At 51.2% G+C, this 14,000-nt stretch carries 16 protein-coding genes; 4 read left to right on the forward strand and 12 right to left on the reverse strand.

Features of this window, described 5'->3' with window-relative positions:
• Nucleotides 1–66: 66 nt before the first annotated feature.
• Nucleotides 67–852 (reverse strand): helix-turn-helix domain-containing protein, encoded by a 786-nt coding sequence (locus CFI03_RS12345; protein ID WP_116393852.1) that lies wholly within the window; start codon nt 850–852, stop codon nt 67–69.
• A gap of 349 nt (nt 853–1,201) precedes the next feature.
• On the opposite strand from CFI03_RS12345, the gene CFI03_RS12350 reads away from it, so the two are divergent.
• Nucleotides 1,202–2,497, forward strand: coding sequence for an aminotransferase class I/II-fold pyridoxal phosphate-dependent enzyme (locus tag CFI03_RS12350; RefSeq protein WP_116393853.1), 1,296 nt, complete (start codon nt 1,202–1,204; stop codon nt 2,495–2,497).
• A 73-nt stretch (nt 2,498–2,570) separates the two neighbouring features.
• Here CFI03_RS12350 and CFI03_RS12355 read toward each other — a convergent pair whose 3' ends face one another.
• From CFI03_RS12355 to CFI03_RS12380, 6 genes are all read right to left on the reverse strand, one after another.
• Nucleotides 2,571–3,824 carry an ABC transporter permease gene (locus CFI03_RS12355; RefSeq protein WP_162862756.1) on the reverse strand — a complete coding sequence of 418 codons (1,254 nt, stop codon included), beginning with the start codon at nt 3,822–3,824 and terminating at the stop codon, nt 2,571–2,573.
• Nucleotides 3,821–4,573 carry an ABC transporter ATP-binding protein gene (locus CFI03_RS12360; RefSeq protein WP_116393855.1) on the reverse strand — a complete coding sequence of 251 codons (753 nt, stop codon included), beginning with the start codon at nt 4,571–4,573 and terminating at the stop codon, nt 3,821–3,823. Before CFI03_RS12360 ends, CFI03_RS12355 begins: the two co-directional genes overlap by 4 nt.
• 134 nt (nt 4,574–4,707) lie before the next feature.
• Entirely contained in the window at nt 4,708–5,907 is a 1,200-nt protein-coding gene (locus CFI03_RS12365) for an S-layer homology domain-containing protein (protein ID WP_116393856.1), read from the reverse strand.
• 129 nt (nt 5,908–6,036) lie between these two features.
• A complete protein-coding gene (locus CFI03_RS12370; protein WP_116393857.1) occupies nt 6,037–7,455 on the reverse strand; it encodes a DEAD/DEAH box helicase in 1,419 nt (472 codons plus the stop codon).
• A gap of 24 nt (nt 7,456–7,479) precedes the next feature.
• On the reverse strand, nt 7,480–8,253 hold the full coding sequence (locus CFI03_RS12375; protein ID WP_116393858.1) for an SDR family NAD(P)-dependent oxidoreductase: 774 nt from the start codon (nt 8,251–8,253) through the stop codon (nt 7,480–7,482).
• A gap of 115 nt (nt 8,254–8,368) precedes the next feature.
• Entirely contained in the window at nt 8,369–8,830 is a 462-nt protein-coding gene (locus tag CFI03_RS12380) for a chemotaxis protein CheX (protein ID WP_116393859.1), read from the reverse strand.
• A gap of 168 nt (nt 8,831–8,998) precedes the next feature.
• On the opposite strand from CFI03_RS12380, the gene CFI03_RS12385 reads away from it, so the two are divergent.
• Complete coding sequence (locus CFI03_RS12385) at nt 8,999–9,973, forward strand: zinc dependent phospholipase C family protein (RefSeq protein ID WP_116393860.1); 975 nt, start codon at nt 8,999–9,001, stop codon at nt 9,971–9,973.
• A gap of 33 nt (nt 9,974–10,006) precedes the next feature.
• Here the strand turns inward: CFI03_RS12385 and CFI03_RS12390 are convergent, their stop codons facing one another.
• Nucleotides 10,007–10,990, reverse strand: coding sequence for an HRDC domain-containing protein (locus CFI03_RS12390; RefSeq protein ID WP_116393861.1), 984 nt, complete (start codon nt 10,988–10,990; stop codon nt 10,007–10,009).
• 213 nt (nt 10,991–11,203) lie between these two features.
• On the opposite strand from CFI03_RS12390, the gene CFI03_RS12395 reads away from it, so the two are divergent.
• Both CFI03_RS12395 and CFI03_RS12400 read left to right on the forward strand, forming a co-directional pair.
• The gene (locus CFI03_RS12395) at nt 11,204–11,500 is read left to right on the forward strand and encodes a DUF3055 domain-containing protein (protein WP_174806559.1); all 297 of its coding nucleotides are present in this window, start codon (nt 11,204–11,206) and stop codon (nt 11,498–11,500) included.
• Nucleotides 11,501–11,557: 57 nt separating this feature from the next.
• The gene (locus tag CFI03_RS12400; protein ID WP_116393862.1) at nt 11,558–11,830 is read left to right on the forward strand and encodes a hypothetical protein; all 273 of its coding nucleotides are present in this window, start codon (nt 11,558–11,560) and stop codon (nt 11,828–11,830) included.
• A gap of 38 nt (nt 11,831–11,868) precedes the next feature.
• On the opposite strand, the gene CFI03_RS12405 is transcribed toward CFI03_RS12400, so the two are convergent.
• Genes CFI03_RS12405 through CFI03_RS12420 form a run of 4 tightly spaced genes read right to left on the reverse strand, consistent with a single transcriptional unit; the run spans nt 11,869 to nt 13,930 of the window.
• Nucleotides 11,869–12,393 carry a phage tail protein gene (locus CFI03_RS12405; RefSeq protein ID WP_116393863.1) on the reverse strand — a complete coding sequence of 175 codons (525 nt, stop codon included), beginning with the start codon at nt 12,391–12,393 and terminating at the stop codon, nt 11,869–11,871.
• 18 nt (nt 12,394–12,411) lie between these two features.
• Nucleotides 12,412–12,909, reverse strand: a complete 498-nt coding sequence (locus tag CFI03_RS12410) for a phage tail protein (protein ID WP_116393864.1) — start codon at nt 12,907–12,909, stop codon at nt 12,412–12,414.
• A gap of 23 nt (nt 12,910–12,932) precedes the next feature.
• On the reverse strand, nt 12,933–13,451 hold the full coding sequence (locus tag CFI03_RS12415; RefSeq protein ID WP_116393865.1) for a phage tail protein: 519 nt from the start codon (nt 13,449–13,451) through the stop codon (nt 12,933–12,935).
• A complete protein-coding gene (locus CFI03_RS12420) occupies nt 13,448–13,930 on the reverse strand; it encodes a GNAT family N-acetyltransferase (RefSeq protein WP_116393866.1) in 483 nt (160 codons plus the stop codon). Before CFI03_RS12420 ends, CFI03_RS12415 begins: the two co-directional genes overlap by 4 nt.
• Between the last annotated feature and the right edge of the window lie 70 nt (nt 13,931–14,000).

Here is a 14,000-nt window from a genome sequence, read left to right on the forward strand (position 1 = left end):
ACTCGAAATGGCCCTATATAGAAGAAAGGCGCCGAGGGATTATCCCTGCGGCGCCTTTTCTTGTTATTAACGGATTTCGGATGGGCTTTTGCCCGTGTATTGCTTGAACTGCCTGCTGAAGAAGAAAATATCCCTGTAGCCAAGCGCATCCGCAACCTCCGTCACGTTCATGCCTTCGTACATCAGCAGATGCTGGGCCCGTTCGATTCGTGTCCGGATCATATAAGATTGTACCGACATGCCGATCATTTCCTTAAACTTTACGGAAAAATACCGCGGAGACAGCTGGGCGCGCATCGCCAAATCCTCAACCCGGTGAGCTACGCTTGGATGCTGCTTCACGTAATTGGCAACCTCTTGAATCGCTTCGGTCAGTTGGTTGCTGCCTTTGCGTTCAACCGGCATCTCCCGGTCCTCGCGCAGCAGATGGATCATCAGCTGCTTAAGCACCAGCAAGGCTTCCTCCTCCGCCGCGTATGTCTCAACGAGAAACAGCCGGACATACCGGGAAAGCAAATATTCGAAATCAACCGTATCCGTCAGCTTCCGGTAACGTTCCGGCACAAACTGCACAGGCTCGCGTACGTCAAAATGAATATAGGTCAGGACAAGGGGCTTTTGTGGATTATGGGTAGCACTCGTGTGGTCACCAGGCCGGAACAAAAAGCAGCTTCCTTTTCCTACCGGATACGCTGTTCCGTTAACTTCCACTTCCCCTTCGCCGCTCCATACATAAAATAAATCATAGTTCGCCATCGGCTTCTCGCGCCGCTGCCATCTCCAGTTAGGTTCACATACGATTTTGGCAATAGGCGGCAATTTAATGTACGAATCCGTAGATAAGTGCAGCATGCGAATCCTCCTAAAAGTTTAACCCCGCTTGCTATTGGTTGAAGATACATTGCAAGCATAATCCTAAAGTTTACCAAATAATGCTTTTCGTTATGCCGAAAATTACTTCCCATACGAATATTAAGGATCTCGCGACGCTTTTCCGAAGCATTTTTCGCGAAATTTCGAGTTCTTGCCGACATCATACAACAGCCGGAAACCCGTACGCAAGCGGGTATTGCCCTCCCGTTTGCACAAAAGTCAAAAAATATTGCATTTTGGTTGGTGTGCTTTGTTAAAAAAATGTTATAATAGCACCCGATAAGCGTTAAATGACGAATTGATTTCCCGGAAGGATGGAATGGAGTCCATGAACCCACTTGCTCAGCAGTTGAATGAGACGCTCAAAGCCGAAAGTCCGAACGTCTACGACATGTTGTCCGCTTTAGGAAAAGCGATTTATTTCCCGAAGGAAGGCATACTCAGCCAATCCGCAGAAGCAAAGGCCAAAGCTAAGAAATTTAACGCCACGATCGGCATAGCAATAGAAAACGGTCAGCCCATGCACCTTAAGGTTATACAAGACACATTGTCCTCGTATGATCCAAAAGATATCTACGAATACGCTCCGCCAGCAGGCAAGCCGGAGCTGCGTTCCGCATGGCGCACCAAAATGGTTAAAGAAAACCCTTCCCTTGAAGGCAAAAAATTCAGCAACCCTGTCGCAACGAACGCATTGACACACGGTTTGAGTATTGTTGCCGACCTGTTCGCCGACGTCGGCGATGCGGTTATCATCCCGAACAAGAACTGGGAGAACTATGAACTGACATTCAACATCCGCCGCGGTGCCGAGATCGTTGAATACCCGCTGTACAATGAGGATTACCGCTTCAACAGCGCCGGTCTGCGCGAAGCTCTGCTCGCTCAGAAGGACAAAGGAAAAGCGATTGTCATCCTCAACTTCCCGAACAACCCTACAGGCTACTCGCCGGATCCTCAGGAAGGCGATGAGATTGTTGCGGCAATCCGCGATGCGGCAGAAGCAGGCATTAACGTAGTGGCCGTAACGGACGACGCGTACTTCGGCCTGTTCTTTGAAGACTCGCTGCATGAATCGCTATTTGGCAAGCTGGCCGATCTGCATCCGCGCGTACTGGCTGTCAAAGTCGACGGCGCGACTAAAGAAGAATACGTATGGGGCTTCCGCGTTGGTTTCATTACTTACGCTAACCCTTCCGATAAAGCACTGGCTGCTCTTGAGCAGAAAACGATGGGTATTATCCGCGCGACAATCTCGAGCGGCCCGCATCCGTCGCAAACCTTCGTCTTGCGCGCACTGCAGTCTGCTGAGTTCGATGAACAGAAAGCGGAGAAATACGAAGTGATGAAAAAGCGTGCCAATAAAGTAAAAGATCTGCTCGACAGCGGACGTTACGGAGACGTATGGAGCTACTATCCATTTAACTCCGGTTACTTTATGTGCCTTAAGCTGAAAGGCGTCTCCGCGGAAGAGGTCCGCACACGTCTCCTGGACGAGTACGGAATCGGAACAATCGCGCTTGGCGAGACCGATCTTCGCGTTGCATTCTCCTGCATTGAGGAGCCGAACCTGGAAGAGCTGTTCGATACGATCTACAAGGCGGTTACCGAGCTGCTCGGTTAATTGCCCTTTATAAATAAAAAAACAGCGGTGCAAGGGATGATCCCTGCACCGCTATTTTTATAACGAAAAACCGTCATTCCTCCTCCGCATCTTCGACTAGCTTGCGGCGCAAACGGCCGGGACGAAAGAATAGAATCTGCGCGTAAGCAGCCAACAGCGCGACAATCGCCGGAACGATGAGCCCTTGAACCAGCAGCATGACGGCTGCCGGCAGCCACATGAGGAATGAAACCGTCGCAAACGCCCACCGGTCTACAAGGATCAGGCTGTCCATCCGTTGTGCTTCAGGCAGCGGATAGACATGGCGCCAGACGGAATAGCGATGGGAATGCCGCAATCCCCCGAGCTGTACGGCTACCAGCTGCAGCAGGATGAAATAAGCTCCGGCAGCTCCCCAACCCGACAGCCATCCGTCCTCCGCAAACCAATAAACGATAAGCGCAAACAACACGGTAAGCCGCAAGACGATGCCGCCAATCTCCGTTCTTACAAGAGACGCCGCGTACAAATATACATAGGTCAGGCGGTGCCGATTCGGAATATACCTTAAAACCCACGCCAGGTAAGCCCGGGATGCTGTACGGGAAGGCATCGTTGGAACATCGATAAATAAGCCGAAAAATTGATAGTAGCTTCTTCGGGTTCGAGCCTCTTCTTCAATCAGCCGTTCCCATGGGAACGAATGCTTGTCCGGCAGCCGGTACAGCAGAGCGAACAAGACAAGAAGCAGCAGCAGGAACAATGCAGCCTGCCACGGCGCGCTCGTCAGCGTAACCGCCAGCGCAAGCGCATTCGCCGCCCAGCGAAAAAACCGAAACAGAAGACGGACACCGGACCAGGCGAATTTCCGTTCCTTCCACGCCCCCCGCAGGTTTGCCGCCCGCATAACCGCGCAAATGAGCAGCAAAGTCAAAAAGCCGGCTTCCCCGTCCCCTTGCCGGTAAATCGGCCAATAGAGCAGGAGCACAATAATCCCAAGCAAAGAAGTCATAATTGCCGAGCGGCGGAAGCTTCTGCGCATATAGCCGCCCATTTCCGCCTCACGGGGCATATGGAAGACAATATCAGGCAAGGTCAGCCAGGTTCGGAGCGGACTCCAGCTAAGAATAATAAACAAGGCCACGGTACCAACAAGCGTAATCGGAAATCCGCTTGGCAGATCACGGATCAGCCTGATGTAACCAAAGGCGGATGACAACACGATAAACGACATAAACAACGGAAACCCGCTTTGCGCCATATAACCGAAATAAGGAGTTACTTCTTTCCGGAATTCTCCTGACCGCTTGAGCCATAAAGCCTCAAGCGACCGATCTCCCCCGCTCATTGGCGTCCCTCGGTGACAAGCTTGTAAAAGGCATCCTCCAGCGCCCCGCCGCGCGTTTCGATTCCGGCAGTCTTGCATACCTCTTCAAGCGTTCCGTATGCAGCCACCTTGCCTTGATGCATAACGATAAACCGGTCGCAATACGCTTCCACCGTCGACAGGATGTGGGAGCTCATCAGAATAGCCGAGCCTTTCTTCTTCACTTCAACCAGCCGTTCAAGCAGAGAACGAATGCCTAACGGATCCAGGCCTAGAAACGGCTCGTCTATCATGTAAAGCGGCGGTTCGGAGAGCAGCGTATTCATAATCATTACCTTCTGCTTCATCCCCTTGGACAAATGCGAAGCAAATGCCCCGCGCTTGGGCCTCATCTGGAATTCGTCCAGCAGCTGCTCCTGCCGTTCGCCAAATGCCGGCTCGGCCACATTATAGGCCATCCCGGTCAGACGCAAATGCTCCTCCACTGTCAGCTCGTCGAATAGGACTGGCGTCTCCGGCACATAGGCAAAAGCGGAGCGGTAACGCTCCGCGTTGTCCTCAAGCGTAACGCCGTCCACCTTCACCTGCCCCTGATGAGGCTTCATAAGCCCGAGAATATGCTTGATCGTTGTGCTTTTGCCCGCACCATTAAGTCCTATTAATCCTACCATTTCTCCTGCGCGCACCTCGAACGTCACATCATGAAGCACGGGACGCCGCGGGCTGTAACCGCCGGTTAATCCGGCCACCTGCAAAATGGGCTCGCTCATATTCCGTCACCTACAATTACCTATAAAATAAGTTGCTCTTCTCCTATCAGCATACCGAATTACAGCCGCAATATCAAAAAAAGCAGATATTCCTTTCCACGAGGGAAGGAATACCTGCTTCCATTCAATTCTTATTAAAGGATCGTAATACCCGCAATAACGCCGTCTTTGCCTTGAATTCTAACATCATGGCCTGTTACGAGATTATTTCGGTCGCCGGCAATAAGCGCGTTATCCGCAACGTTATAAATGGTTACCGTTGTTTGATTTCCGTCTTGCTTCGAGATGGAGATCGTGGACAGCTTGCCGTTAGCGTTGTAAGTAATCGTGTTGATTTTGCCCGTAACGTCAAATACAGTGGACTGATCAACGGCTGCTTTAGTTACTTCAATAAACACAACCTTGTTCTGATAAGTGCGGACAAGAATTTCGTCGCCGGCTTTCAGCGCGCTTACCGCTGCTTTCTTGTCTTCTCTGAAAATAAAGACGTTAGGATCCAAAGCAAGCGTTACATCCGTACCATTCGATTGCGTAATCGTAATTTGACCGTTCGAAGCAGCTGCTTTCAGCTTGCCCGTGATAGCTTGTCCGTCGTTATCCGGAATTTCGGAATCCGTGCGGTCGAGCAAGGCAGCAAGCTCCGCGCGGGAAACCGGCTGGTTCGGACGGAACGTATTATCGTTGTAGCCCGTAATGATTCCTTTTTTGATAGCCAGAGCCACATACCCAACGGAACCCGCCGGAATGTTTTTCGCATCCTTGAAATCAAGCTGCGTGTTGTTAAGCGCCTTCGCTTCATCTTCCAGTTTAAGCGCTTTAACGAGAATCGTTGCCGCCCACAGACGAGTTGCATTTTCCTGAGGCTTCACCTCGAAGTCATTCTCGTTAAACAGATCGTTCTCAACCGCTACCGCTACGTAACCAACTGCCCACGGATACTTCTTCTTGATCAGATCGGCATCCTTGAAGTTCAGCTTCGTGCTCATTTCTGCCGTCGATTCCGCCTGATCGCGAAGTCCCATCAGACGAACCGCTGCAACCAATGTCTCAATGCGGGAAATTTTTTGGTTCGGCTTGAACGAACCGTCCTCGTAACCGGTAAATACGCCTTTCGATGCAAGACGCATAATATATTCCATTGCCCATTTCATATCATCTTCGTCTTTGAATTTCCAGTTCACTTTAACTTCTTTTTTACCGCCGCGATCGTCGCCTTTATTTCCGCCATTGTCGTTATGGTTACCGTTTGCGAATGCCGAAGACGCACCGCCTGCGAGCATCATTACTGCCATCGAAGAGATCACCGTTTTTTTCCATACCGCTTGTTTCTTCATAAAAAGCCACTCTCCCTTGTACTTTTTTGACGGAAAATATTCCGCTTGTACCTTCGCCTATACGTTTTCGTCGAAGGTCTAAAGTTTTGGGAGGGTGGCTTCTAAAAAAAATTTCTTTTATTTGGTTTTTTATTGGTTATCCTGATTTTCGCGCTTCGCCTTCAGCCACTTCGGAGCGCCCTTGTCTTTCTTGTCGCGGAGCCTCTCCTGCTTGGCGGCAGCCGGCTTTGGACGCGGGGCCGGAGCTGCGCTGTCTGGTTTAGCAGCGCCTTTTTTAGGCTTCCGTTCTTCCTTGAGCAATGATTCCCATTCCTTGCTGTTCTTCGGCGCAACAAAGGAACGCGTGCTGACTTCCTGCTCTTCGGGAGTACGGCGCGGGGACGGTCTTGCCGCCACTTTGCTTGGCAGCTCGCTTGGAGCCACGAATTCGCCTTTGTACATCGCCTTCTCCGGAAGCTCAATCCGAAGCGACTTGCGGAATTTGTCCATAATAAACCGTTCTTGCGGCGTAATTAGCGAGATAACGGTTCCTTTCCGGCCCATCCGCCCGGTACGGCCGGCGCGGTGAACATAATGATCCGCATCGATAGGAGGCTCCAGGTTAATGACAAGCGGCAGACCTTCAATATCAAGACCTCTGGCCGCTACGTCGGTTGCGAGAAGCAGCTGCGTTTTTCCTTCACGGAATCTGGCCAGCGTCGCTGCGCGGCGCTGCTTGTCCGAATCGCCGTACAACGTCTCGACGGAGAAGCCTTCATAGCTCAGCTTCGCTTCCCAGTTCGCGATATTTTCGGTAATATTCAGGAACATAAGCGCGGACTCCGGCTTCAGCATGCGGACAATCCGTCTTGCGACATCCGGCTTGTCCCGTTTATCGCATACGACGTAAAAGTTATCAATCGTCTCCGATACCCGTTGCTCCGGCGCAATCTGAATGCGGACGGGATCCTTCATCCAGCGTCCTTCGAACCGTGCCATCACGTCGGGATACGTTGCGGAGAAAAAGGCCAGCTGGCGCTCTTGGCTCATGGCGAACAGGATCGTCTCCACCTCGCGGGTCGAACCAAGCTCAAATACCTGATCCGCTTCATCGATAACAATATGACGCACCTCGCTGAGCTTCAGCTTGCGCAGCTTTAACAGCTCATGAATCCGCCCCGGCGTACCAATGACAATCTGCGGGCGAAGCTTCAGCTTCTCAATTTGGCGCTTCATCGCCGCGCCGCCGATCAACTGCTGGACGCGAAGGCCAAGCGGCTCCGCATAGCCTTCTGCTACACGGACGATTTGCATCGCCAGCTCTTGCGTTGGAGCCAGGATAATCGCTTGAATGGCCCCCGATGTGGGCTTCAGCTGTTGAAGCATCGGCAGCAAATAGGCCAGCGTCTTGCCCGAGCCCGTCTGCGAACGCGCCGATACATCCCGGCCCTCCAGCAGTGTCGGAATCGCTTCGGCTTGGATGGCCGACGGTACCTTTATGTTGTTCGCTTCCAGCTTATCGCCCAGCGCTTTCGTAATGCCTAGATCATTCCATGTCTTTTGACTCATATACGTTCCTCTCTTATTTCACCGCTATTTTCGATTAAACCAGCCGCCGAATACACGGTCGGCGATGCGCGGGAACAGCTGATACAGCCTAATGCCAACAGCCGCTGTTTTTGGCAGGTCCACTTCGGCTTTCCGCCGTTCCATCACTTTAATAATTTGCGATGCCACGTATTCAGGCTTCATCATAAACCAGCTTACGTTCTTCACGTAAGTGCCCGAAGGATCGGCGACATCGAAAAATTCGGTACGGATCGGACCCGGATTAACCGCCGATACCATAACGCCGGTACCGTTCAGCTCCATGCGCAGAGAATTGGTGAAGCCAAGCACCGCATGCTTGGTTGCCGAGTAACCGGTAGACTTCGAGGAACCGATTTTCCCCGCCATGGATGCAATATTAACAATATGTCCGCTTCCCTGCTTCAGCATGTAGGGCAGCACGGCTTTCGTGCAGCGGACAACCCCCATGTAGTTGGTGTCCATCATCTGCTCGAAGCTCTCTAACTCTGCTTCCAGGAAGGTCTCGAATTTGCCAAAGCCCGCATTGTTCAGCAGAATATCGATTTTGCCGTATTTCGCTATAATGGCATCAACGGTCTGCTGCACCTGCTTCATATCGGTTACATCCATCTGATACATCGGGCATGCCGCACCGATGACGGCCGCATGCTTGCGAAGCCGTTCCAGATTCCGCCCGGTCAAGATCGGTAACGCGCCAAGCTTAGCCAGCTGTTTTGCCGTGACCGCTCCAATTCCGCTGGAGGCTCCGGAAATAAGGACAATTTTCCCCTTTAACACTCATCATCACCTGCATCCGCTTCGCTCATTCTCATCTCTTAAGTGTACTTGATCAATCCCTGATTAGCAAAAAATAAAGCAAAAAAAATAGCTCCCGAAGGAGCCTGCTTCTATGTTACGATGCGACTAGGACTTGAATATCAAATTGACCGATTCCGTCCATAATGAGAGGTACCGTTAATGCCTGTCCTGCAGATAAGCTTTCGGCGCTAGCAGACTGAATAATTCTTGGAGGCGTAATATCTACGCTTACCCCTTGATTGAAAAGCATGGTGCTTGCGTTACCGCTAATCATGTTACCAAGCTCGGATATCGCGCTGCGACCGATCTCGTCAAGCTCGGAGATCGTAAATCCGCCCATCATGGCAGAGACCATCTTCAGAGCTACCTGCTCGCTCAGCCCGAATACAATGTCGCCATTCATTTGCCCATTAATCCCAATCTGAATCCAAATGTGATTTTCTACTAATTCGATATTCTTCAAGCCTAGCTTTCCGGTGGAAGGCCGAATCTGGATCACCTGTTCGATGACGATCGTTGCGGCTTCAAGAAACGGATTAATGTATTCTGCCTTCATTAGCGGGAACGCTCCTTTTCGACAAAATTCGCACGTAGTCTATTCTATTTCCATTATACTTAAATACGTAGGACAAGTATACTAATATTATCATTATTGAACCTTAAGTCCTACGCATATAGTCACTTTTTCATACTTAATTTGACAAAAAGTGGGGGGTTTCCTTCCATGCCTAACGTTTGGGCGCATCTCATATTTGGCCAAAAAGTACTTGATCAGCTGCAAGAGTCCGGGCTTGCAGCCTCGGAACCGCTCCGCCGGTTATTTTATATGGGCTGTCAGGGTCCGGATTTCCTATTCTATCACCGTTTTCTGCCGTGGCAGGGACAATCGCCCATGATTCAGCTTGGCAGCGACATGCATAACCGGGACTGCGGGCCTGTCCTTATGAAGCTGCTTGATTCGGTTGCCGGACGTTCCGCGGAGGCCCGTCAGCCTGATCCGGCTGTTGTGTATGCATTGGGATTTGTGCTCCACCATGTGCTCGACCGGCATATGCACCCGCTTGTCTTCAGCAGATCCGGCTTCCGCAAATGGGATCATCAGCGTTACGAGGTCATGATGGATACGATTATTGCCAGGCAGCAATGGGGAATCGAAACGTGGAAAACACCGGTATGGCGTAAAATCGACATAGGAGGCCGGTTGCCGGAAGCTGTAGTGAAAGCCTTCCAGGCTATTACCGGCAGCTTCTATCCGGAGCTTGCACCGGTCGTCCGCGAGGAAGATTGGAATAACGCAGTCCGGGATATGATCCGGGCTCAACGTCTGTTCCACGATCCAACTTCTATTAAACGATCCATTACCTTCGGGCAAATTGAACCCTTTGTCTTTCGTAAGCAAGTGCCTTACGATGTGCTTAACGAGGCCGGAACGCCATGGATTGATCCTTCGGACAACACCGTTATCCGAAACGAGACCGCCTGGACCTTATGGAACCGCGCGATGGAGGATGCGCTGCTGGTTATTCCCGCGGTCCTTCGCTATTTAAGAGAAGGCAGCGGAAGGCCGGAGCTTCGTCAGCATGCAGAAGGTCTTATCGGCAACCTCTCCTACGAGACCGGACTTCCCTGCGATTCCGGCGCGAGCATTCGCTATGCGGAGCCGATTTGGCCGGATGGCGGAATAAAGGAAGCCCCCTAAAGCGGGAGCTTCCTTTATTTCTTCCCTCACCAATTACATCGCTTGCTGCTTCGCGGACTTCCGGTAGTGGAGGCGGACAAGGCGCAGCCTTTCATAGAGTACGTCCATCTGCTTTTCCTTCAAGCTGTCTTCCCCGTATACCTGCTGCAACACGGGCTTCAAGTAACGGTCGCCGGCCTGGCGGAACGTTTCCCAGATCAGCTCTCTTTCCGTATCCGGCATATCCGCGAGCTCCCTGGCAATAAGCGGTTCAAAATCGTAGCCTTCCGTTTCAAGCTGTTCAATCCGGTCCATAATCTCGCGGCGGGGAAGCTCAAGCTCCGATTGCAGCTGTTCCATCGAACCGCCTTCAAATACAAAGCTTAATATCCGCTTCTTCTGCTGCTGCCGAATCATATCGTTCTTGTATCGTGCCTCCTTCTGCTTATACATCCATTGGGTATACGCCGCCGGCTCCAGCTTCTCGGTTACCCATTTCAGCGGAAAATCGGTCTCGCGGCCATGCTGAACCGTTATTTCCAAGAGCTCCTGCCCGTAGGCCGCATGCTTCTGCTCTCCCCAGCCCGGAATTTGCAGCAATTCTTCCGTTGTATACGGAACAAATGCGCTAATCATCCACAGCATCCGGTTGGTGGCAACCAAATAAGCCGAACGCTTCTCCGAGACTGCCTTCTTGCGGCGCCATTCCCGAAGCGCCTCGAACAGCTCCTGCTTCGCATGAAGCTCGCCGTAGCATTGCAGCATCGACAAGAAGCTGCCGGCTCCTCCCCGCTTCTCCTCCAGCATGCCGTCTACGACAGGCGTATAGCCTTCGCCCATTTTTACCGCAACGCCATGACGGAAGCCGATCAGCATTTCTTCCCAGGACGTACCTTCAAACCAGCTGACTGCCTCTGCATCCCCCTCCGACCACAAGACTGCCCAGATGCCGTCTCTCTCGCAGATGGAGAGCTTTCCCGTAACAATGGTGCCGTCCTCAACCGGTTTTTCAAACGTGTTCAGAAAAACGATTTGCATGATTCATTCACTCCTCGACCAAAATGGATAATCGCGCGAATAAACGTAAGCAAGCCTAAACGCAAAAAAAAAGCACCCCTCCTGCAAAAAATGCAAGAGAGGTGCTTCCTCACGTTCGTTTATTCGATTAGTTTTATGCTAACATAACCATACCTTTCTTACAAGCGTTTTCTTATTGTATAATGTGTGCAAACGATTTATGGAGGCTTTATCATGCTGCTGCCTGATTATGATTTTATGTCCGATACAACGGAAGATACGTCCACGAGATTCGTGACGTTTATTACGCCGAGCATGAAGCGTTTCGACCTCGCTATTATGTCGACGGCAAGATTTTACGGGAAGAAGCTGATTACCGATCTTCAAGCCGGACGTACGGCTATCATTGGCCCGGATGATCTGGAAGAGGAAGGATATCTGGAACATACCTTTCAACTAACGGAGGAAGAAGCGGCCGAGCTGGCCCAATTTTTATATTTTGTAGTAGGAACGGTGAATTTTACCGATTAATCAAGGGTACACTGAGAGGGCGAACGCAAACTTAAGCCATTTCAGGAGGAGATATCGGTGGATCGGTTTTTAAACGAAGACCGCAGCGAATACACGGATTTATCGACGGTGGAATCGCAAAGGAATGATCTCTCGCACGAGGAGTTCCCGGACGGTTCCTACGGCTCGAGCATAACGGGGCCAACTGGCAAAAGCGGTCCTTGGCGCATAGATCAGCGTTCCTCGAGGCCTTACGGCTATGAGAATCGCCAATTGCACGAGGAATATAACCGTGATTTTGCGGGCGATGATGATTACGACTCGCTCCCTGATGCAATGGATGAACCATAAAACAAAGCCCTGGCCAATGGCCGGGGCTTTGTTTGCCGTTATGGTCTCTGAGGGAAAATGCCTCTCAAAGAGATAATAAAATTAAGGGCCTGGTAAGGCTGCATATTGTTGTGCGGCTGAGAGCCTCCTGTAATTCCTACCGCCATCGGATTAAGAGAAACATCCGTCTTATCGGAATAATACTGGATTCCGCCCCGGCCTGGCGCGCCCGCCATTGCCCAAATATCATTTTGCGCCTCCGTTTTGTTAGAAGCGGCTTGAGCGTTTGCCAGATGAGTATGGGCAGGAATTTCGGTTTGAAGCAGCGTTACGCTAGGCTCACCGTTCATCTCGCCTAAATCTCGAAGCGAAAGGCCCGGCCCTTGTCCCCAATGCATCGGTGCGCGGCCTCGAAGATCCGGCAGAGCAAATGTCGTCTTGCCGTCGCCTCCGTACGTGACGCCAAGCAAAGAGAACAGAGCCGTATTTTGAGCGATAGACATAATTTGACCATTGCAGAATGCCCAGTCTCTCGGTGCGTAGTTGCCTGCAAACAACCTAATCTCGCCAATGTATGGATCCATTTTTTTCAGTCCTTTCTACTAATCTCTCGGAGGATAAATCCCTTGTAATGCGATGCAGAAATTGACAACCAAATACGGCTGCATATTATTATGTGGCTGGCTGCCACCCGCTTGCGCGATGGCATTCGGTGACATAGTCGCATTGGGCTGCGGAGCAAAAGGCGTAACGCTGGTGGAGGTTCCCCAGGTTTTTCCGACCGGCCCCGATCCCGCAGCATCGGATCCGCCCTTAGCCTGATGATTATGCTGCGGCATCTCGTTAATGGTAATCGTATGAGCTTCTTCGCCGGCCGTCTGCCCTAATACGACGGTTTGGCTTGGATGAACCGGAACGCGTCCTTGCAAATTCGGAAGTGCAAAGGTGGTCCTGCCGTCACCGCCATACGTTGTGCCAAGAAGAGAAAACAGCGCCTGATTCTGCTGTATCGACAGGAGCTGGCCGTTGCATTGCGCCCAGCCCTTTGGAGCAAAGTTGAACGGAAATTGTCTTACCTCGCCAACAAACGGTTCTGCCATGATATTTCCTCCTTGTTTTCTTTCTAGTATTGGGTCGGATAGATCCCCTCAAGGGCAATAATGAACGAAACAGCCAGATAAGGCATCATATTGTCGTGAGGCTGGCTTCCGCCGGTCGCTTCTATAGCCGCAGCGTTTAAAGTAACGTTGGGGGCTGCGTCGGAATACAGATTTTTGTCGCTGACCGCCCAAAAAGCATTCTCCGGACTGCTGCTCGTTCCCGATAAAGTCGAACTGTTCGCTGCATGGGAGTGAACGGGAAGCTGATTCATAGTCAACGTAACGGATTCGGTACCCGCATTCTGACCAATCACGTACATGCTGCCTGTCGTATTGTTGCGTCCCGTATGCACAGGCAAACGCCCCTGCATATTCGGCAGCGCAAAGGTAGATGTGCCGTCACCGCCGTACGTTGTGCCGATCAAGGAAAACAAAACCTCGTTTTCGCTGATGGACAATACCTGACCGTTGCAAAAAGCCCAGCCGACAGGAGCAAAGTTGCCTCCAAACATGCGAATTTCACCTACGTACTGATCACTCATATTAATTGCTCCTCTCTCTTATCCGGCTGCCAGGCCATAGAAATATAAGGAGATGTTCCTCCTATAGCCTTGAAGCCAAGTCTTTCGTACAACCGCTTTGCCTGATTGTGCTCCAATACGCTGAGCTTAACCGGTAGACCTGCTGCCGCTGCTTCTTCCTGTAGGCTTGTTATTACCGCCGTTCCAATTCCCTTATTGCGGTAAGCGGTCAGCAAGGAAATATCAACGAGATGAATAGAGCCGCGCCTGGACGAAATGATCCTTCCTATTCGATTCCCGTCATGCGTTATTACTTGCGTGACGGCCTCCGGGAACTGCAACGCATAAGACCTGGCCTGAAGCTCGAACTGCATGCGCAGAAAAGCTTCTGCGTCCCCTGCCGGCCATCCCCAGGCTTCCATCTCTTCGCGCCTTGTATCGGCATAAACCTCAAACAAAAAATCAGCATCTTCAGGACAAGCAGATTCGAATATCAGCATCGCACCCCCACTTTTTAAGTAGTAAATATTAGCAAAAAGTAGTGCAATTCTACTATAGATTTAAGAGACG

The sequence above is a fragment of the Paenibacillus sp. ATY16 genome (assembly GCF_003399985.2).
In the GTDB taxonomy this organism is placed as follows: domain Bacteria; phylum Bacillota; class Bacilli; order Paenibacillales; family Paenibacillaceae; genus Pristimantibacillus; species Pristimantibacillus glycanilyticus.